The 18,733-nt window shown below is 69.4% G+C and carries 18 protein-coding genes and 2 pseudogenes; 8 read left to right on the forward strand and 12 right to left on the reverse strand.

Annotated elements, in window-relative coordinates; genetic code table 11:
• A pseudogene (locus tag BLT27_RS07385) lies at positions 1-259 on the reverse strand (IS5/IS1182 family transposase); the annotation flags it as partial.
• Between the two features lie 38 nt (positions 260-297).
• Here BLT27_RS07385 and BLT27_RS20390 point away from each other — a divergent pair.
• Positions 298-420 carry a hypothetical protein gene (locus tag BLT27_RS20390; protein ID WP_281241453.1) on the forward strand — a complete coding sequence of 41 codons (123 nt, stop codon included), beginning with the start codon at positions 298-300 and terminating at the stop codon, positions 418-420.
• Between the two features lie 20 nt (positions 421-440).
• Here BLT27_RS20390 and BLT27_RS07390 read toward each other — a convergent pair whose 3' ends face one another.
• Positions 441-872, reverse strand: a complete 432-nt coding sequence (locus BLT27_RS07390) for an SRPBCC family protein (RefSeq protein WP_089732434.1) — start codon at positions 870-872, stop codon at positions 441-443.
• Between the two features lie 129 nt (positions 873-1,001).
• On the opposite strand from BLT27_RS07390, the gene BLT27_RS07395 reads away from it, so the two are divergent.
• The 3 genes from BLT27_RS07395 to BLT27_RS07405 are packed head-to-tail and all read left to right on the forward strand — an operon-like array spanning position 1,002 to position 4,937.
• Positions 1,002-1,922, forward strand: coding sequence for an ABC transporter ATP-binding protein (locus BLT27_RS07395; protein ID WP_089732436.1), 921 nt, complete (start codon positions 1,002-1,004; stop codon positions 1,920-1,922).
• Positions 1,923-1,966: 44 nt separating this feature from the next.
• Complete coding sequence (locus tag BLT27_RS07400; protein ID WP_368086030.1) at positions 1,967-3,820, forward strand: PrsW family intramembrane metalloprotease; 1,854 nt, start codon at positions 1,967-1,969, stop codon at positions 3,818-3,820.
• Complete coding sequence (locus BLT27_RS07405) at positions 3,810-4,937, forward strand: ABC transporter permease (protein ID WP_089732438.1); 1,128 nt, start codon at positions 3,810-3,812, stop codon at positions 4,935-4,937. Before BLT27_RS07400 ends, BLT27_RS07405 begins: the two co-directional genes overlap by 11 nt.
• On the opposite strand, the gene BLT27_RS07410 is transcribed toward BLT27_RS07405, so the two are convergent.
• Entirely contained in the window at positions 4,934-5,404 is a 471-nt protein-coding gene (locus BLT27_RS07410) for a PKD domain-containing protein (RefSeq protein WP_089732440.1), read from the reverse strand. The genes BLT27_RS07405 and BLT27_RS07410 overlap by 4 nt on opposite strands.
• A 73-nt stretch (positions 5,405-5,477) precedes the next feature.
• Between BLT27_RS07410 and BLT27_RS07415 the strand changes: the two genes are divergently transcribed.
• Positions 5,478-6,452, forward strand: coding sequence for an aldo/keto reductase (locus BLT27_RS07415; protein ID WP_089732442.1), 975 nt, complete (start codon positions 5,478-5,480; stop codon positions 6,450-6,452).
• Between the two features lie 27 nt (positions 6,453-6,479).
• On the opposite strand, the pseudogene BLT27_RS20395 reads toward BLT27_RS07415, so the two are convergent.
• Together BLT27_RS20395 and BLT27_RS07420 are read right to left on the reverse strand one after the other, a co-directional pair.
• Positions 6,480-6,602: pseudogene (locus BLT27_RS20395) on the reverse strand (macro domain-containing protein); the annotation flags it as partial.
• Positions 6,603-6,638: 36 nt separating this feature from the next.
• Positions 6,639-8,831 carry a S9 family peptidase gene (locus BLT27_RS07420; protein ID WP_089732443.1) on the reverse strand — a complete coding sequence of 731 codons (2,193 nt, stop codon included), beginning with the start codon at positions 8,829-8,831 and terminating at the stop codon, positions 6,639-6,641.
• Between the two features lie 106 nt (positions 8,832-8,937).
• Here BLT27_RS07420 and BLT27_RS19685 point away from each other — a divergent pair, with 106 nt between their 5' ends.
• Complete coding sequence (locus BLT27_RS19685; protein WP_175526413.1) at positions 8,938-9,081, forward strand: hypothetical protein; 144 nt, start codon at positions 8,938-8,940, stop codon at positions 9,079-9,081.
• Positions 9,082-9,119: 38 nt separating this feature from the next.
• Here BLT27_RS19685 and dpsA read toward each other — a convergent pair whose 3' ends face one another.
• The gene (gene dpsA, locus BLT27_RS07425) at positions 9,120-9,650 is read right to left on the reverse strand and encodes a DNA starvation/stationary phase protection protein DpsA (protein WP_089732445.1); all 531 of its coding nucleotides are present in this window, start codon (positions 9,648-9,650) and stop codon (positions 9,120-9,122) included.
• Between the two features lie 194 nt (positions 9,651-9,844).
• Between dpsA and BLT27_RS07430 the strand changes: the two genes are divergently transcribed.
• Positions 9,845-11,272 (forward strand): aldehyde dehydrogenase family protein, encoded by a 1,428-nt coding sequence (locus BLT27_RS07430; protein ID WP_089732447.1) that lies wholly within the window; start codon positions 9,845-9,847, stop codon positions 11,270-11,272.
• A 25-nt stretch (positions 11,273-11,297) separates the two neighbouring features.
• Here BLT27_RS07430 and BLT27_RS07435 read toward each other — a convergent pair whose 3' ends face one another.
• The 5 genes from BLT27_RS07435 to BLT27_RS07455 form a co-directional block, all read right to left on the reverse strand.
• Positions 11,298-12,674: a hypothetical protein gene (locus BLT27_RS07435; RefSeq protein ID WP_089732449.1), complete on the reverse strand. Its 1,377-nt coding sequence runs from the start codon at positions 12,672-12,674 to the stop codon at positions 11,298-11,300.
• 52 nt (positions 12,675-12,726) lie between these two features.
• Positions 12,727-13,998, reverse strand: coding sequence for a hypothetical protein (locus BLT27_RS07440; protein ID WP_089732451.1), 1,272 nt, complete (start codon positions 13,996-13,998; stop codon positions 12,727-12,729).
• A 58-nt stretch (positions 13,999-14,056) separates the two neighbouring features.
• A complete protein-coding gene (locus BLT27_RS07445) occupies positions 14,057-15,385 on the reverse strand; it encodes a hypothetical protein (protein WP_089732453.1) in 1,329 nt (442 codons plus the stop codon).
• A gap of 73 nt (positions 15,386-15,458) precedes the next feature.
• Entirely contained in the window at positions 15,459-16,739 is a 1,281-nt protein-coding gene (locus BLT27_RS07450; RefSeq protein ID WP_089732456.1) for a hypothetical protein, read from the reverse strand.
• Positions 16,740-16,798: 59 nt separating this feature from the next.
• Positions 16,799-17,323 (reverse strand): enolase C-terminal domain-like protein, encoded by a 525-nt coding sequence (locus BLT27_RS07455; protein WP_089732458.1) that lies wholly within the window; start codon positions 17,321-17,323, stop codon positions 16,799-16,801.
• 58 nt (positions 17,324-17,381) lie between these two features.
• Here BLT27_RS07455 and BLT27_RS07460 point away from each other — a divergent pair, with 58 nt between their 5' ends.
• Complete coding sequence (locus tag BLT27_RS07460; protein WP_089732460.1) at positions 17,382-17,822, forward strand: DUF7988 family protein; 441 nt, start codon at positions 17,382-17,384, stop codon at positions 17,820-17,822.
• Between the two features lie 25 nt (positions 17,823-17,847).
• Here BLT27_RS07460 and BLT27_RS07465 read toward each other — a convergent pair whose 3' ends face one another.
• Positions 17,848-18,660, reverse strand: coding sequence for an enoyl-CoA hydratase/isomerase family protein (locus BLT27_RS07465; RefSeq protein ID WP_089732462.1), 813 nt, complete (start codon positions 18,658-18,660; stop codon positions 17,848-17,850).
• Between the last annotated feature and the right edge of the window lie 73 nt (positions 18,661-18,733).

An 18,733-nucleotide genomic window follows, 5' to 3' on the forward strand; every position in this document is an offset into this window, starting at 1 on the left:
AGACAAGGCCGTTCTGAAGTTCTCGTGTAACCGGACGCGTGCCGTAGACATCCTCGTAGTAGCAGTGGAGGAAGCCACGAAAGAGGTCTGCTGGCTCGTGAACTCGTGTTCGCCCCCGGCAAGCGGGGGCGAACACGTCGTACTCCAGCAGAAAATCGAACTCAAGATACTCGAACAACGGTACTGTCTCGGTAGCCGCCGCATTCAAGAAGTCGTCTACCGAAGCTACGTCTTGCAGGGCGTTGGTACTGCTGGACACAGTTTCCAAACCCTGCGGCCTCCCTTGGGAGGCTTTCTATGACACGCTCCGTCGTCATGCTGGGCACCGCGCTCGGCTTCCTCGTGCTCGCCGGCACGCAGTGGGAGTACAGCGTCGCGACGGGCGAACTCGCGGCGGCACTCCTCGCGCCGATGGCGTAACCGACACCACGTTCTCCCCGTCAGAGACCGCGTTCGTCCGCGAGCAGTATCGACTCGATCTTCGAGAGCGCACGCCGGCAGACCGGAACGTAGCCCGCAGCGAGCGGCGGAATCTCGAAGACGACGCGGCACCGGTCCTCGCCGACCTGCTCGACGCGATGGCCGGTCGCCGGCAGCTTCGCCACGTCCCACGTCCACCGGCCGTCGCCGCACGTCGTCACCTCGTAGGGGACCCAGAACGCTCCGAGGACGCTGACGCTGCCGTGACTTCCCTCGGAGATGAACCGGGTGGGGGCCGTCACGTCCTCGACGGTCGGTCCCCACTCCGGCCAGCGCCACGTGTCGGTCAGCAGCTCCCACGCGCGGCGGTGGTCGACGGCCACCTCGCGAGCGACCTCGATGCGGCGACCGTCGGGGGTCGAGCCGAGCCGGACCGACGTTCCTGCAGACACGGCTCACACTGCGGTGTGGGACCGGATAAGCGTACCGTCGGGGGCAGCGACGCCACCCGTTCGTGTCAGCGAAACCGATAGCGGGGCCGGTATCTTCAAATCTCGGGGGTCCTTCGCAGGTGACAACGGATGATAACGGTCGAGGACCTCCGCAAAGAGTACGGCGGGTTCGTCGCGGTCGACGGCAGCACGTTCTCGGTGGACAGTGGCGAGGTCTTCGGCGTCGTCGGGCCGAACGGTGCCGGCAAGACGACGACGCTCAAGACGCTCGCGGGGCTCGTCGAGCCGACGAGCGGGACGGTCTCGGTCGCCGGCCGGGCGGCCGACGACCCCGAGATGCGTCGCAACCTCGGCTTCCTCCCCGAGGAGTCCCCGCTGTACGAGGAGATGACGGCCAACTCCTACCTCGAGTTCTTCGCCGACCTGTACGACGTTCCCGACGACGTGGCCGCCGAGCGCATCACCGAGGCGCTCGACCGGCTCGACCTCGAACACCGCGAGCGCCGTATCGGCGACATGTCCAAGGGGATGAAGCGGAAGGTCGCCATCGCCCGGTCGTTGGTCAACGACCCGGACGTGCTCATCTACGACGAGCCGGCGTCGGGGCTGGACCCGCTCACGACCAACTACATCATCGAGTTCACCGAACAGCTCGCCGAGCAGGGCAAGACCATCGTCTTCTCCGCGCACAACCTCTACCACGTCGAGAGCATCTGCGACCGGGTCATCGTCATGAACCACGGCGAGATAATCGCGCGCGGCACGCTCGACGAGATCCGGCGCGAGCACGGTTCGACCGAGTACCACGTGTACACCGACGTGGAGCTGGACGCCGCCGAACCGGCCGGGGACGAGCGCTACGAGTCTGTCGTCGGCGACATGGACGCCGTCGAGGCGCTCCGGTCGCAGGCCGCCGCGCTCGGCGGGTCCGTCGTGGACATCCAGACCCGGGACCCGAGCCTGGAGGACATCTTCCTCGACATCGCGGGCGAGACGCCCGAGCAGGCGAGCGAGGGCGAACGCGACCGGACCGTGGAGGCGGAGACGTGACGCGGGGCTCGCGCCTCACCGCAGTCACCACCCGACTTCGCTCGGTGCCGTCCCGACTCCGCGACCGCTGGCCGCCACTGTCCCCCCGGAAGACCCTCCGCATCGCTCGCTGGGAGGTCGAGAAGAGCGCCGGGACCATCGACAGGCGGACCGCGGCCGTCGCGCTCCTCATGCTCGTCGTCGGCGGGCTCGCGGCGCCGGTCGTCATCGCGCAGGGTCCTGGGCTCGACGACGGCATCTACCGCGTCGGGGTCGAGCCCGGCGACCCGTACTACGAGGTCGTCCAGGCGAGCGACAAGTTCGACGCCCGCCCGGGGAAGGCCTCCGCCGCCGCGCTGAACGGGGGCGAGATCGACCTGCTCGTCACCGACCGTGGCCCCATCATCCCGCGTTCGACGCGGAAGGGGCAGGCGGCCTACGCCGAGTTCCGCTCGGCGGTGGTCGAGTACAACGACGGGCAGATGCATCTGGAGGACAACCAGAGCGCCGCGTTCCCCGTCGCAGTGGACGTGTTCTACGAGTCACGCGGCGGCTCTAGCTTCGCGCCCGACGGCGGAACCGACGACGGAGCCGGGAGCACCGATGGGACCGACGACGACGGGAGCGGCACCAGCACCGGCGGCGACGGGTCCGACACGGGCGAGGACGGAGCGGCTGGCGGGGGCGGCACCGACGCTGACGGCGACGACGGTGTCCCGGCCGCGAACCTCGGCGGCACCGGCGGCTTCGGCGGCGGCACCAGCTCGGGCGACCCGAGCAGCATCAGCCCGCCGTTCCCGTTCAGCTCGCTCGTGCTCGCGTTCCTGTTCATCGTCCCGATGAACTTCGTCATCCAGGCCTACGGGAGCACCATCATCAACGAGCGCATCAACCGTCGTGGCGAGCTGTTGCTCGTCGCGCCCGTCTCCCGGCGGGACATCATCGCGGGGAAGACGCTCCCGTACCTCCTCGGGCTGGTCGCGGTCACCGTCGGCATCGCGTGGGCCATCGGCGGCGGCCCGGCCTCGGTCGGCGCGGTCATCCCCATCGCCTTGCTCTTTCTCGCCTCGACGTTCGTCGGCGGGATGTTCGCGCGGTCGTTCAAGGAGCTCACGTTCGTCACCATCGCGGTGTCGGTGTTCCTCACGTCGTACGTGTTCGTGCCGGCCATCTTCACCGACGTGACGCCCATCGCGCTCATCTCGCCGTTGACCGTCGTCGTGATGGACCTGCAGGGACAGTCGGTGGGACTCGGCGAGTTCACGTTCGCCACCGCGCCGTTCCTGCTCACCTCGCTCGTCCTGTTCACGCTCGGTGCGGGCACCTACCGCGAGGAGGACATGTTCAGCCAGCGCCCGGTCCACCGGAAGGCGCTCGACGCCATCGCGACGCGTGTCCGGAGCGTCGGGTCGGTCGCTCTCGTGACGATGCTGCTGCTTCCGTTCGTTTTCCTCGCGGAGCTGCTCGCCATCGCGCTCGTGTTCATCCTCCCACGCTCGGTCTCGGTCCCCGCGCTGTTCCTCACCGTCGCGGTCATCGAGGAAATCGCGAAGAGCATCCACGTCTACGCCGGCTTCGAGTACGCGCGGTTCGAGCGGTCGAAGCGAGCGGCGGTCGTGCTGGGTATCGCGAGCGGCGTCGGGTTCTTCCTCGCGGAGAAGCTGACGCTGCTCGTCCAGCTGGTCCAGCTCCAGACGCTCCCGGAGGGCCAGAGCGCGTTCCCCGACGCGGCCGTCGGGGGTGTCGACCCGCTGGTCGCGCTCGGCCTGCTGGCGCTTCCGCTGCTGTTGCACACGGTCACGGCCACCCTCTCCGCGCTCGGCGCACAGCGGTCGCGGCGTGCGTACCTCGGCGCGTTCTGCGTCGCCGTCGCCGTCCACCTGCTCTACAACCTGGGGGTGTCCGGCCTTGTCGCGTGACGGCCCGCCGGTCCACCACGGCGGCGACGACGACGGCCCGACGGGAACGCGGAACCGACGCGCGTCGGTCCGTGCCCGCCTCGCCATCGCCAAGCGCGAGGTCGCGTCGCTGCGCTCCGAGAAGACCATCGTCCTCGCGCTGCTCATCCAGCTGTTCGTGGCGTCGTTCTCCTCGTTCCTCGTCGTCGGGCTGGTCTCGCTGTACGACCCGGGGAGCGTCGAGGGCTACACGCTCCAGATGGCCGTCAGCGGCAACGCATCCGACGAGGTCGTCGAGGTCGTCGACGGCGACCCCAGCATCGAGGTCGTCCAGTACCAGACGCCGGCCGACGCCCGCGAAGGGTTCCGGAACCGCCGCGTCGACGCCGTGATGGTCGCGACACACGCCGACAACGGCACGGTGGCGGTCCAGGCCACGGTGCCGGACGAGAACCTGCGGACGACGGTCATCATCGTCCAGGTGCGGGAGACGCTGGGGGCGATGGAGGAGAACCTGCGGCAGGAGTACCGGACCAGTCTCGACCGGGCGGTGCTCGACGTCCCACCCAAGCAGGGGTCGAGTCCGTACTTCGGCTTCACCTACACCGTGCTGGTGCCGCTGTTGATGTTCCTGCCGGTGTTCATCTCCGGCTCCATCGCGGTGGACTCGCTCACCGAGGAGAGCCAGCGGGGGACCCTCGAACTGCTCCGGGTCGCACCCGTCACGCTGGGTGATATCGTCGACGCGAAGCTGCTCGCGACGGCGACGCTCGCGCCCGTGCAGGCGGCGCTCTGGCTCGGCCTGCTCTGGTTCAACGGGACGGCGATCTCCAACGCGCTGGTCCTCGTCGGGCTGGTCGGCGCGCTCGCCGTGCTCGTCGTCTCCGTGGGCATCGGCATCGCGCTCGCGGCCGCGGACCGACGGCAGGCGCAGTTCCTCTACTCGACGGGCGTGCTCGGCGCCGTCACGGTCGCCGGCCTGCTGCCCGAACACCCCGCGAACACCGTCGCTCGGCTGGCAATCGGCAGCCCCGGCGAGTGGACCTGGGCGTTCGTCGTCGTCTACGCCTGTCTGGGCGTCATCGCGTACCTCGGCACCAGGCTGGCCGTCGGGTTCATTGACCCGGAAGGCCTCTAGATGTTCTGGTAGAACCAGGGGAGGACCTTGAAGTAGAGCGCGACGACGAAGCCCATGAACCCGACGGCGACCCCGAGCATCCCGAGCACCGGCAGCACCTGCGAGTCGCCCCGGCCGGACGTGTACCGGTACACCTCGTAGTCGAGCGTGCGCGTCGTCGTCCCGGTGTCGTCGGTGATAGCGACGGTCACGGTGACGTTGCCCGTCTGCTGGAACCGGTAGCTGGCCTGTCTGGTGGTCGCGGTCGAGCCATCGGGGAACGTCCACTCCACGGAGACGTTCCCGGTCGCGTTCGTCACAGACACGTCGAAGGTCGACGTCGCGTTGTAGACGGCCCGTTCCGGCGCCGAGACGGTGACGTTGGGGCCGTCGTCGGCCGCCTGGGCAGGCGTGCCCGCAACCGCGACACCCACAGCACAGCCCAGTAGACAGCACAGTGCGAGGAGGGTATTCAGATACGTCGACATGTATCGGCCTGCTCCCAGCCCGGAAATAAGCGTTCCGCTCACGTTTTTGCCTCCGCGGTTCGTGGTGCTCGCCATGGAGTACACGACTCTCGGTGACACCGGGCTGGAGGTCAGTCGCATCTGCCTCGGCTGTATGAGCTTCGGCGACCCGGACTGGCGCGGCTGGGTCCTCGACGAGGACGAGGGGACGGAGCTCGTCGACCGTGCGCTCGACCTCGGCATCAACTTCTTCGACACCGCGAACATGTACTCGGACGGCGAGTCCGAACGCATCCTCGGCGAGGCCCTCGATGGGCAGCGGGACGAGGCCGTGGTGGCGACGAAGTGCTACTTCCAGATGGACGAGGACGACCCGAACTCCGGTGGCCTCTCGCGGAAGGCCATCGAGCAGGCGCTCCAGAACAGTCTCGACCGGCTGGGGATGGACACCGTCGACCTCTACCAGATCCACCGCTGGGACGACGACACGCCCATCGAGACGACGCTCCGGGCCCTCGACGACGCCGTCCGACGTGGCCAGGTCCGCTACGTCGGCGGCTCCTCGATGTGGGCCCACCAGTTCGCCGAATCGCTCTCCACCGCCGACAGCCTCGGCACGGAGCGATTCCTCACCATGCAGAACCACTACAACCTGCTCTACCGCGAGGAGGAGCGCGAGATGCTCCCGCTCTGTGCGAAGGAGGACGTCGGCGTCATCCCGTGGTCACCGCTCGCCAGGGGCTACCTCGCCCGCCCCCACGAGGAGTTCGACGCGACGGAACGCGGCGCGCAGGACGAGCACGCCCGCGGTCACCCCTACTTCGAGGGCGGCGGCCGCGAGATCAACGAGCGCGTCCAGGAACTCGCCGCCGAACACGGCGTGACGATGGCCCAGATCGCCCTCGCGTGGCTGTTCTCGAAGGACGTGGTCGACGCGCCCATCGTCGGCACGACCAGCATCGAGCACCTTGAGCAGGCCGTCGAGGCGCTCGACGTCGACCTCAGCCACTCCGACGTCGCGTGGCTAGAGGAGCCGTACGAGCCGGTCCGGGTCTCCGGGCACGAGTGAACGGGCGGCTCAGCCGAACGTCTCGGCCACGTCCCGGAGCGTGTCGGGCTCCCACGCCGCCAGCTCCACACAGATGATGCGTGCGCCCTTGCTGAGGTCGAACCCGGCGACCCCGCAGCCGAGCGCTGGAAGCACGAGCGACTCGCAGCCGCACTCAGCCCCGGTCGGATTCGTGTCGGCGGGAACTCAGCCGTCATCTTCCTCGTCCTCCGCCCGTCCGTGCGGGTCGTACGCCTCGCGGGAAACGTCGTCCGTCGCCGGGTCGAAGCGGTCGAACCAGCCGAGCAGCTCCTCGAAGCGGTGGATGGCACGGTCCGGGGTGCTGATGTCGTGGCCGTCGTCGTAGACGACGAGCCGGGCATCGAGGCCCTGCTTGCGGAGGGAGACGTAGAACTGCTCGGCCTGCTCGGGCGGGCAGCGGCGGTCGTTCGCACCGGCGGTGAGCAGGGTCGGCGTGTCGACCTGCCCGGCGTCGGGCAGACTGGAGATGGCGTCGTAGGTGTCGCCGTCCTCCCAGGGGAGGCCGAACTCCTGGCCCCACCAGACGTGGGAGTCGTCGGTGCCGAAGGCCGAGCGCGCGTCGTAGATGCCGTGCTCGGCGGCCGCGGCGGCGAACCGGTCGGTGTTGGTGACGAGGTAGGCGGTGTTGATGCCGCCCTGGGAGAAGCCGGTGGCGAACAACCGGTCGGGGTCGGCCCAGCCCCGCGCGACGAGCGCGTCGGTGACGGCGAGCAGGTCGTCGACCTCGACGGAGTTCCACTGCGCCCGGAGTGCGCCGGAGAAGTCGGTGCCGTAGGAGGTCGAGCCGCGGTAGTTCACGCGGCAGACGACGTAGCCGCGGGTGGTGAGGGCGGCGTCGAGGAACCGGAACCGCGGCTGGTCGTACACCGCCGGACCGCCGTGGATGGCGAGCACGGTCGGGTGGGGCTCCGGGTCGTCCGGGTCGAAGCTCGGCGGAGAGAAGGTCCACGCGTCGACGGACACGTCGCCGGACTCCACGGTGAGCTTCCGACAGTCTGGCTGCTCGTACCGGTCGAGCAGGTCGTCGTTGAGCGCGGTGAGGCGGGTCCGGTCCACGTTCGCCCCGGCCGTCAGCGCCTCCGCGTCGAGACCGTACACGTCCACGCCGTCGTCGGGCGCGGAGAACACCCCTGCGGCGGTACCACCGTCGGCGTCGAAGGTCAGGAGCGACTCGGCGTCCCGCTGCCCCTCGTACAGCCGGGACGCGCCGCCGCCGTCGGCGTCGAACCGCACGAACCGGGTGCGGCCCTCGTCGCCGACGGGCGCGAGGATGTCGCCGTCGACCCAGCGCGGCCCCCCGAAGTACCAGAGCGTGCGGTCGAGGCCCGCAGCGACTGATTCGACCGCGCCCGATTCGCGGTCGAACACGTGCGGTTCGGTCGGCTCGTACACGTCGTCGGCCGGGTTCGCGGCGAAGGCGAGTCGGTCGCCGGACTCGTTCCACGCTCCCCGGCCGGCGCTCAGGCTGCCGTCGGTGTGGACCGCGTGCTCGGAGCCGTCCGGGGCGACGCTGTGGAGGTCCCGCGCGTAGCTGTCGTCGGCGTCGTCGCGCTGGTTCGCGAAGAAGACGATGCGGTCGCCGTCTGGACTCCACGCCGGACCGAGCCCGTCCTGCGCCGCCGCCGTGGCGTCGGCAGTGTCGTCGAGTCGGCGCTGGTCCCCGGTCTCCACGTCGACGACGAACAGGTACGTGCTGGCGTCGTCGAGGAACCCCTGCCCTTCGTGGACGTGCTGGAGGCGCTCCGTCTCCGTCTCGACCGGGCCGTCCTCGCGGACAGCGGCGTCGGCCTCCTCTCGCGCCGTCGGATCGCGGGCCGAGACCACGAGGCGCTCGCCGTCCGGAGCCCAGTCGAAGTCGGCGACGCCCTCGTCGAACGTCGTGACCTGTCGGGCGTCCCCGCCGCGTGCGAGGTCGAACAGCCAGACCTGTGGCTCCGGTTCGTCGCCGCTCGCAGCTTCACCGTCCGTCGCCGACTCCTCGTCGTCGTCAGATGCTTCCGCGTCGTCGTCCGGCGCTTCCGCAGCGTCGTCCGGTTCGTCCGCACCGTCGTCCTCCGACTCCGCGCCTGCCTCGTCCCCGGCGACGCTCAGTTCGAGGTCCTCGTCGCGCGCGGCCACGAACGCGAGTCGCTCGCCGTCCGGACTCCACTTCGCCGGCCCGGCGTCGGAGGCGCGGTTCAGGCGGTGGGGGTCACGGCTGCCGTCCGTCGGAACGACGAACAGCGAGCTGTGGGCGTCGTCCTCGTCGGCGTCGAACTCCGTGACGGTGTAGGCGACGCGCTCGCCGGTCGGCGAGACGGCGAGCTGGGACCCCGGTCGCCTGTGGTCGTAGTAGGAATCGAGTGGCAGACCGTCCATGCCGGCTCCTCTCGCGGCGGGCACATCAATCCACCTTCGTCGGCCCACCCGCCTCGTTTAGGCGAACCAAAACCATTATAGCTTTAGGCCCGCCTAATCACTCGTAATGAGCCAGACGCCGCGTCAGGAGTCCACCGAGGGAACTGTCGTCAGGGCCAACGAGACCGCACCAGGCAAGGTCGTCTTCTCCGAAGACGACAACAACGACGCGTGGATCGCGACCGACCTGACGGTCGACGTCCAGCGATAATCGAAAGGAGAGCTGTTCTGCGGGCGGAGCGTGCCGGTCTACTGCTTCAGCGAGTCGTCTTCCAGGTAGTGCTCGAGGTGGTGGACGTTCTCCTCGAGCTCCGTGAGCTCCTCGCGGAGGATGTGCGCCGTCGCGTGGTCGCCGAGATTCTGGGCGACCTCGACGTGTTCGCGCATCGTCTCGATGATGTCGCCGCCCATCTCCAGGTCGTTCTCCAGCGAGGTACGGATGTCGTAGACGTCCTCGTCCTCGGGCTCGACGGGCGAGCGCTTCGCGAGGGCCTCCATCCCGGCGACCGGGACGCCACCGAGGGCCTGGAGCCGCTCGGCCTGCTCGTCGGCGGCCGCTTCGAGGTCCTCGGCGAACTCACCGAGGAAGATGTGGAGGTCGCGGAACTCCGCGCCCTCGACGTTCCAGTGGTGCTTTCGGACCTGGTGGTAGAACGTGTACGTGGCGGCGAGGTCCGTGTTCAGTGCGTCGATGATCTGTTCGGCCTTCTCGACGTCGAGCCGTAGCGAACTCTCGTCGACTGTCCCTGCTTCCTGGAGGACCGTCTTCTGTGTGCTCATTGCATCCGTTACTTCGCCCCCCACCCACTTAAAACTTCATACGAATAAAACAATTTTTTGGCTATCCAAAACTCTGTTTCCCATTCTTAGTCCATTAAATCCCAATTTGCAAACACCGGGTTCTTTACTCCCGCTTTTAAGCTCTTTATTCGCCCATGAGTAAATTTTTGTGCTGCGGGTCCCATGGTTTGTGTATGGCTACCAGAACCGCACAGCGAAAGGAACGCTTGCTCGTCGACGGCGAGTGGGTCGACGGCGCAGACGTCATCCTGGTGACGGACCTCGCCGACGGCGGCCACTTCGCGGAGGTCGTCGCAGCCACGCCCGAGCAGGCCGAGGACGCCCTTGCCGCCGCCCAGCGAGCGGAGGCGACGATGCGCGAGACGACCATCGTCCAGCGCGGCGAGTGGTGCGAGGAGATCGCGGACCGACTCGAGGCCCGCACGGAGGAGATCGCGGAGGTCATCGTCCGCGAGGCCGGCAAGCCCATCTCCAGCGCCCGCGGCGAGGTGGGAAGCGCCGCCGAGCGCTTCCGGCGCGCCGCCGAGGAGATCCGCCACATCAAAGGCGAGTTCCGCGAGGGCACCACCAGCGGGCACGAGGGCTGGGAGGCGGTCGTGAAGCACGAGCCGGTCGGCACCGTGCTCTGCATCACGCCGTACAACTACCCCCTCGCGACGACCGCGCTCCAGGTCGCGCCGGCCCTCGCGGCCGGCAACAGCATCGTACTCAAGCCCGCGACGAAGACCCCCGTCGCCGGAGCCATCCTCGCCGACGTGATGCGGGACGTGGTGCCAGAGGGTGCCATCAACCTCGTCACCGGCCGCGGCTCCGAGATCGGCGACGTCCTCGCCGGCGACGACCGCGTCAACGCCATCGCGATGACCGCCTCCTCGGGCGCCGGCAAGCACGTCGCCTACGAGTCCGGGATGGTCAACCTGCACATGGAGCTCGGCGGGAACGCGCCCGAGCTCGTCTTCCCGGACGCGGACCTCGACGAGGCCGCCGCGGCCGCCGCGAAGGGCTCCCTGAAGTACGCCGGACAGCGCTGCTCCGCGGTCTCGCGGGTCCTCGCTCACGAGGAGGTACACGACGACCTCGTCGCCCGCATCGACGACGCGATGGACGACTGGACGCAGGGCGACCTCTTCGACGAGGAGACCGACCTCGGGCCGCTCATCTCCGAGGACCAGGCGGACTGGGTCGAGGAGCTCGTCGAGGACGCCCTCGAGAAGGGTGCGACGCTCGTCAGCGGCGGCGGCCGCGACGGCGTCGTCTACGAGCCGACGCTGCTCGCGGACATCCCGCACGACGCCCGCATCCTGCAGGAGGAGCAGTTCGGCCCGGTCTGTGCGGTCACGGCCGTCGCCGACGAGGACGAGGCCGTCGACATCGCCAACGGCGGCGACCTCGCGCTCGACGCCTGTGTCTTCACCGGTGACTACGACCGTGCGATGCGCCTCGCGGACGTCATCGACGCCGGCGCGGTCCGCATCAACGGCGCACCGAGCCACGGGCTCGGCGACATCCCGTTCGGCGGGAACCGCGACTCCGGCATCGGCCGCGAGGGCATCGACGCCTCCATCCACGCGTTCATGCGGAAGAAGAGCATCGTGCTCTGAGGTACGGACCGTTCTCGAACCGGGCTCAGGGGAGCGTGAACCGGCCGAGTATCTCGACATCGCCGTCGGCCGGTCCGTCCCAGATGACCGCCACCGTGGTCCTGCTCGACAGGTCGCTCACGTCGACCGTCACCGACGAGCCCGTGGAGACGGTGTCGTCGCTGAACTGGGTCCCTATCGCCACGCGGTCCGCCGTGATGTACACCCGGTCCGCGTCGACACTGTCGCCACCTTCGTGGCGCACGGTCAGCGTCTCGGCCGACGGCTCGTACTCGAACGCGAACTCGACGGACGGTGCCGCCTGTTCGGTCGTGTCCTCGCTCTCCGTCTCCTGTTCGGTCGTCTCCCTGTCGCCAGTCTCCTCGTCGCCCGACCCGTCCCCGTCGGAATCGCTCGCGAAGGCGGCCCTGAGGAACAGCCGAAAGGACTCGGTGTCGAGCACCCCGGTCGTCGTGACCAGCCTCGCCTCCGTCGCCGTCGAGAGCTCCCGGTAGCTGTCGTTGGTCACGTCGGTGCGTACGAACTCGGTGAACGCACCCGGCCCTGGTCGGTCCGCCTCGGGGTACGTCGCCGCCAGTTCGAACGTGGACTCGGACGGCGCCAGCGTCCAGGCGTACGTCACCGCGGTGGCGTCCGATAGCGGGTCGTCCGGCGCCGGGACGGCGGACTGCGGGTCGGTCCCGAGGATGCGGTAGTTCGCGTCACTGGTCTCGGACACCACGGTCGCCACGTCGGGCTGCTCGTCCACCAGTCTCGGGGCGGCACCCGCCGCGGCGTCCAGCACGGTCTCGACGAGTCGCCGGCCGTCCGGGTCGAAGCTGCGGACCAGCACACCGTCGAGGATCCCGACCGTCTCCGTCCCGTCTCGGACGGTCCCCGACTGCAATAGCGTGGCCTCACGGTCCGTGTCCAACCGGTCGTAGCCGGCGAACATGAACCGACCCTCGACCTGCGCGTCGTCGACGGCGAGCCTGGAGAGGACGGTCCCCGACAGGCTCGACTCGCCGTCGCCCCCTGTGATTCGCAGGGTGGTCGTCAGGTTCTCCGGGGGGACGATGGCCGGCCTGTCACGGGTCACCAGCAGGTCGACGGCCCCGGTGTAGGACGGCCCAGGGAGCTCGTCCTCCCGGTTCAGCGACTGTATGGCATCGAGGGCTCCCCAGTCGACCACGAACGGCTCGTCGTCGACGGCAGACGGGGCAGGGAGCCAGTGGAAGAGCCCGTCGGGCGTCCCGGCCGTCCGTCGGCGGTCCGTACCGCCAGCTGTCGGCGAACCACCGTCCGTCCCGGCAGCGCCGTCCTCCTCGTCGGGAGCGGACCCACCGAGACAGCCACTCGTCGCCGTACCGACGGCCGTCGTCGCGAGCGCCGCCAGCAGCCCACGTCTCGAAGGTTCGTTCACGTTCTGTACGGGCGCCACTTCGTGTAAAAAATCCACCCTTTCGCGACGGACGTTACGGAAGCATGAACATCGCGATGACCTGTGTCCTGTCGTCGGGACCCGACCAGACGAGTCGGATCTCCGCCTCGTCCGGCGCGCCGCTCACGTCGACCGTCACCGACGAGCCCGCGGTGATCGTCTCCCCGTCCTCGGCGAACGACTTCGACCCCTCGATACCCTCGATATCGATGGTGAGCCGACTCGCCTCGATCGACCCACCGCCCTCGTGGACGATGGTCACCGTCTCTGCCTCCTCGTCGTACTCGAAGCCGAACGTGGCCTGTGGCGCCTCTGTGTCGCCGGAACCGGTGTTGCTCCCGCCCCCGCCGAACAGCGAGAACTCCTCGGTCGGGAGGGAACCGGTCGTCGTCACGAGACGCCCATCGGCTGCCCCCTCGAAGTCGCTGTAGGAGACCGGGGTCGCGTCCTCCTCGATGTACGTCGTGAAGTCGGCGGTGGGTGGGGTGTCACCCTCGGGGTAGACCGCGGTGGCGGTGAACGTCGTCTCGTCCGACCCGAGCTCCCAGGCGTAGACGAGCGTCTCCGCACCGGAGAGGAGGTTCTCCCCGCCGCCGACCGCCGCAGCGGGCTCCGTGCCGAGGACGCGGATCTGGGCGTCCGGGGTCCGCTCGTACAGCGTGGCGACATCGTCGTTCTCGTCTGCGAGTCGGGCTGCGTCACCGGCTGCGGCGTCGACGACGGTCCGGACGCTGCTGCCAAGTCCCCGGACCATGACGCCGTCGTGGACCGCCAGTGTCGTCGGAGACCTTCCGTCGCCTGCTCCCACGTACAGCGTCGCCTCACCCTGGGTTCCGTTCTGTTCGAAGCCGGCGTCGACGATGGCACTGCCCAGCTCGTCGTCGCTCATGTCCGTCTCGACGACCACCGTACGGACGTTCTGTATCGTGATGGCGCTCTGGAGCCGGTCGTCTGGAACGATGGGGTCCCGACCACCGGTGACCATCCCGCGGACCGCGCTGTCGTAGAGGTCGGCGGTGAGCGAGTCCTGCATGCCGCGGAGCGCCGCGAGGTCGGTGTGGTAGTAGGCGACGGACTCGGTCTCCAGCGCCTCGGCGGTCGGGACCCAGTCGACGAGCGCGGGCACCGGTCCGGCGTCCTCGCTCGCGGTCGTCTGCCGTGCGGTCGGCGTGGCGGTCGGTGTATCGGTCGCGTCGTCGTCGGCACCGGGGTCGCCACCGTCGTCGGTGAGACAGCCCGCGAGCGTCAGCGCGGCGGTCGTCGAACCGAGGCCAGCGAGAAGTCGTCGTCTGGAGGGAGTTCGCATTCATAATTCTCTATCGAACGCGTGTAAAAAACCTGCTATCCGACGCCGTCGCTCCCGGTCAGTCGTCGTCGACCGTCGACCGCGGGACGGACGACTCCGCGACGATCTGGGCGGCATCGCCATCGGCGCTCGTCCACACCACCTGCACCTCCGAGCCGCTCTCGACACCGGAGATGTCGACCGTGATGGCGTCGCCGGCGGCGAACGTCTCGTGCTCGTCCGCGAACTGGGTCTCGGCGCGGGACCCGGCGACGTTCACGTGCAGCCGTGCCGCGGCGACGGAGTCACCGCCCCCGTTGGCGATGGTCACGGTCCCGGCCTCCACGTCGTAGTCGAACTCGAACTCGATGACGGGAGCAGTCTTCGAGTCCTCCGGAGCGCCGCTCGAGAAGGGGGCGAACCGGTCGGTGGGGACCGTCGCGGTGACCGTCCGGACGTGCCCGTCTGCGGTCGGTTCGAACGCCTCGTACCGGTCGGCCGGGAGCTTCGACTGGACGAACGATTCGAACCCCTCGGCCGGCGGGGCCTCGCCCTCTCGGAAGGTGGAGACCGCGGCGAACTCGGTCGTCGACGGCCCGACCGCCCAGGTGAAGGCGAGGCCGGTGATGCCGGGGAGGAAGTTCCGTTCCGCACCCACCACCGGCGGGCCAACCGCGCGGACGTTGCTCCCGTCCGTCCGGTCGTACAGCGTCGCGTGGGCCTCACTCGTCTCGAGCAGCCTGTCAGCCTCGCCCCTTCGGGCGTCGAGGACGGTCTCGACGGTGTCTCGACCGGGCTCGCCGGCTCCCTGGACGAGGACGCCGTCGACCACAGCGACGGTCTCCGGCCACTCCTCACTCGACGTGCCCGTCGCCGGGGATGTGTCGTCGGTGCTCCTCGTCGCCGTCGAAGAGTCCGGGTCGTCCGTCTCGGGCGAGTCCATCCGCGTCGTCATCGCCGGCTCGTCGCGCCGTGAGTACAGCGGCACGTCGCCGTACGTGGCGACCTCGGACAGCCCGGCGTCGGTGAGGGCCTCGGCGAGCGCTGCGTCGGAACGGTCGGTCCGGACCAGCACGACCCGCTCCTGGACCAGCTGGACGACCTCCTGGAGGTGCTGCGTCCCGAGGTACTGCGCGAAGGGACCGGTGAGGACTGTCTCGACGAGGTTGCCGAACGTGCTCGGCACCATCGCGTCCCGGTGCTCGCCGACGGCGGCGACGTCGGCATCGTACAGGGTGACGGCGTCGTTTCGGAGTGCGGACGGCGCGGGGAGCCAGCGCCGGAACTCGTTGGCCGGTGGCGCATCCGCGGTGCCGCCGAAACTGACGTCGAGACAACCCGCGAGCGCGGCTGTCGCACCGACCGCCCCGACGCTCGAGAGTATCTCTCGTCTGGAGGGCTCTCGCATCGAAAACATGTCCGATCACGGACCTAAAAAGCGTGTCGGAACCTCGTCCTGCGTCGACAGGAGCGACCGGGGGTCAGGGAACCTGCGTTCGGCCGAGCGTGACGGTGCTCCCGTCCGCCGACCAGAGGAGCCGCACCGTCGTCCCGCTCTCGACATCCGAGACGGCAACGTCGATGCTGTCGCCGGCGGTGACCTCGTCGTACTGGTCGGCGAACTGGGTGTCCGCCGGACTGTCACCGACAGCGAGCGTGAGCGCGGCCGCCGAGACCGAGTCACCGGCCTCGTGGGTGACGGTCATCGTCCCGCTCTCGAACTCGAAGGCCCACTGGACCTGCGGCTGGCGGGTGCTCTCGCCTCCCGAATCGCTGGACTGGAGGAGGTCGAACTCGCTGGTCGCGGCGGAACCGGTGACGAGCAGGGTTCGGCCGGTTACCGTGTTCTCGAAGTTGCCGTAGTCCGAGACACCCGGTCGTTCGGTGAAGTAATCGGCGATGTTCGAGGGGTCGCGCATCTCGCCCTCGGCGTACGTGACCCCGAGCGTGAGCTCCGTCGTGTCCGCGCCGAACTGCCAGCCGTAGCCGGCCGCGGTGGAGCCCTCCAGCGCCGGTTCGTCGTTGGAGTCGCCCGACCGCCGTTCGAAGACGATGAGCAGCTCCGAGTCGCCGATGGACTCGACGACGGTCCGGAGCTCGCTGTTGTTCGGCAGGAGCCGGTCGGTGGTCCCGGCCCGCGCCCCGAGCACCGGCTCGAAGTTGTCGGCGTTACCGAAGCTCTGGACGACGACGCCGTCGACGACCGCGGCCGTCGTCCCGACGCCGTTCGTCTCCCCTTCGAGCAGTGTCGCCTCCCCCTGGCTCCCGGTCTCCGAGAACCCGGCGTCCGTGAGTGCCGTAACGAGCTCGTCGTCGCTCATCGCCGTCTCGAGGACGACGGTCCGGGCGGGAGGAATCTGGACGACCTGCCCGCGTCGCTCGAGCGGGACGACGTCGACGAGGCTCGGGCCGACGAGCGTCCGGCCGATCTGCTCGAGCGTCCCCGCCGAGAAGGAGTCACGCTGTTCCACGATGGCCGCCATGTCCGCCGCGTAGAAGTTCGCGGCGGGAATCTCGGCCGCGAAGGCGTCCATGGTGGGAATCCAGTCGCGCAGCTGCCCGGACCCTGCGACCGCGCCGGCGTCGGTCGCTTCAGTGGTGGTCGCCTGCTGGTCGGTCGCGGTCTCGTCGGTCGCCGGCCCGGCCGTTCCCGTCGGCGTGCCGTCACCGTCCCCAGAATCGGTGGAACAGCCCGCGAGGAGGGCCGAGGTGGCGGCGGTACCGGTCGCTGCGAGGAGCCGTCGTCTGGAGGTCTCGTTCATACGAACGAGTTCCCGACCAAACGTAAAATCCTTCTGACCTATCGGTGCTGTGGTATCCCTCACCACTCCGTGACGCTGCCGTCTGCGCGTCGCCAGACGGGGTTGTGCCAGTCGGGCTCCCGGCTCGCTGCGGCGAGGGCGTCCTCGTCGACTGTCACTCCCAGCCCCGGCCCGTCGGGCACCTGGACGTACCCGTCCTCGTAGTCGAAGACGGACGGGTCGGTCACGTAGTCGAGTACGTCGGCGGTGTCGTTGTAGTGGATGTCCAGGCTCTGCTCCTGGATGAGCGCGTTCGGTGCGACGGCGTCGACCTGGAGGCAGGACGCGAGGGCGACCGGGCCGAGCGGACAGTGCGGCGCGAGCGAGGCGTCGTACGTTTCGGCGAGGTCAGCGATGCGCGTACACTCGGTGATGCCGCCGGCGTGGGAGAGGTCGGGCTGGACGATATCGACCGCGCCGGCCTCCAGCAGCGGCTTGAACTCCGTCCGGTGGTAGCAGCGCTCGCCCGCCGCGATGGGCGTCGCGGTCCGTCGGCGATGCGCGGGAGCGCGGACGAGAGCACCCGTTGCCGGTGTCGCTGCCAGGGTACAGCGGTCGCGACGGTCCGCTGCGCTCTTGTCGGGGGCGGGTGAAGCACCGGCAGTGCCACCCGAGGACCAGCGCTCTCAGGCCACAGCCCGTGCCCGCTCACACGTCGTCGCGGACCACGCCGACCTCGTCGAGGCGGTCGCGGCGTGCGCCGACCAGGTCGCCGGGGCGTGGGAGACGCCGCCGACCGACCGTGCGGGCGTCGTCGAGCCGCTCCGGGAGGTACTCGCGGAGACCGGCGCGCTCGAAGGGCTCCCCGGGCTGCTCGCCGGTGCAGTCGAGGCGGCTGGCTACGAACTCCGGGCCGCGCCCGTCGCCGCGCCGCCCTACGTCGCGGTCACGAGCGTCGGCCCGGTCTGTCGGGCGACGGTCGCGGACGGCCGGCTCGTCGTCACCTTCGAGCTGTTCGTGGTGGACCGCTCGGGGGACGAGCCGACGTATCGCCGGCGGGACTGCAGTCCGACCGAGAGCGTCGTGGTCGCACTGCGGGACTGAGACGCCACCACCCGGCTGTCGCGCGCTACTCGCCCTCGAACTCGGGCTCCTCGTCGCCGAAGAACGCCTCGTAGCCCGTCGCGTAGTCCCGGGTGCCCGAGAGTCGCGTGATGGTATCCTTCTCCGCCGCGAGCTGTGCCGGCAGGTCGCGGTCCTCGCCGCGGGCGAGCAGTCCCTTGATGCTCGCGTAGGCCTTCGTCGGGCCGGACGCGAACTCCCGTGCGACCTCGTCGACGCGGTCGTCGAACTCGTCGGCGGCGACGACCTCCGTCGCGAGCCCCTCGGCGGCGGCGTCCGCCGCGGAGATCGGCTCGTCGAGCAGCGCGAACTCCCGGGCACGCCGGTAGCCGAGGAGGCGCGGGAGGAACCAGGTCGAGCCGCCGTCCCCGGAGAGCCCGATGCGGGTGTAGGTGAACTCGAACCGCGCGTCCTCGTGAGCGAGCACCACGTCGGCGGCGAGTGCGAGTCCGAGGCCGCCGCCGGCCGCGACGCCGCTCACCGCCGTCACGGTCGGCTTCTTCGCCGTCGCGAGCGTCTCGACGGCCTTGTGCAGCGGCGTCGCCACGGCGTCGAGTCGTTTGCGGTCCGTCTCGTCGCCGGCGAACGAGCCGAGGTCGGCCCCCGAGCAGAAGGCGGGGCCGTTGCCACCGAGGACGAGACAGCGCACGTCGTCGTCCTCGGCGAGTTCGACGACCGCGGTGCGGAGGTCCCGCGCGGTCGCCGCGTCGAGGGAGTTGTACACATCGGGGCGGTCCAGGGTGACGCGTCCCACGCCGTCGGTTCGCTCGAGCGTCACGTTGTCGGACGCGCCGTCTGTGTCGTCGGCTCCGTCGGTCATGTCCCGACCTGCGGCTGGCACCGTGAAAAATCCGCCGAGGCGGTTCAGGGGGTTTAATACGCCGCCATGAAAC

This window comes from Haloarchaeobius iranensis (genome assembly GCF_900103505.1).
Classification (GTDB): domain Archaea; phylum Halobacteriota; class Halobacteria; order Halobacteriales; family Natrialbaceae; genus Haloarchaeobius; species Haloarchaeobius iranensis.

Bases quoted from the DNA above. Each gene is read 5' to 3' on its own strand.
- BLT27_RS07430 (WP_089732447.1), top strand. From the start codon at position 9,845: ATGGCTACCAGAACCGCACAGCGAAAGGAACGCTTGCTCGTCGACGGC.
- BLT27_RS07465 (WP_089732462.1), bottom strand. From the start codon at position 18,660: ATGACCGACGGAGCCGACGACACAGACGGCGCGTCCGACAACGTGACG.
- BLT27_RS07450 (WP_089732456.1), bottom strand. From the start codon at position 16,739: ATGAACGAGACCTCCAGACGACGGCTCCTCGCAGCGACCGGTACCGCC.
- BLT27_RS07420 (WP_089732443.1), bottom strand. From the start codon at position 8,831: ATGGACGGTCTGCCACTCGATTCCTACTACGACCACAGGCGACCGGGG.
- BLT27_RS20390 (WP_281241453.1), top strand. From the start codon at position 298: ATGACACGCTCCGTCGTCATGCTGGGCACCGCGCTCGGCTTCCTCGTG.
- BLT27_RS19685 (WP_175526413.1), top strand. From the start codon at position 8,938: ATGAGCCAGACGCCGCGTCAGGAGTCCACCGAGGGAACTGTCGTCAGG.
- dpsA (WP_089732445.1), bottom strand. From the start codon at position 9,650: ATGAGCACACAGAAGACGGTCCTCCAGGAAGCAGGGACAGTCGACGAG.
- BLT27_RS07415 (WP_089732442.1), top strand. From the start codon at position 5,478: ATGGAGTACACGACTCTCGGTGACACCGGGCTGGAGGTCAGTCGCATC.
- BLT27_RS07395 (WP_089732436.1), top strand. From the start codon at position 1,002: ATGATAACGGTCGAGGACCTCCGCAAAGAGTACGGCGGGTTCGTCGCG.
- BLT27_RS07445 (WP_089732453.1), bottom strand. From the start codon at position 15,385: ATGCGAGAGCCCTCCAGACGAGAGATACTCTCGAGCGTCGGGGCGGTC.
- BLT27_RS07410 (WP_089732440.1), bottom strand. From the start codon at position 5,404: ATGTCGACGTATCTGAATACCCTCCTCGCACTGTGCTGTCTACTGGGC.
- BLT27_RS07440 (WP_089732451.1), bottom strand. From the start codon at position 13,998: ATGCGAACTCCCTCCAGACGACGACTTCTCGCTGGCCTCGGTTCGACG.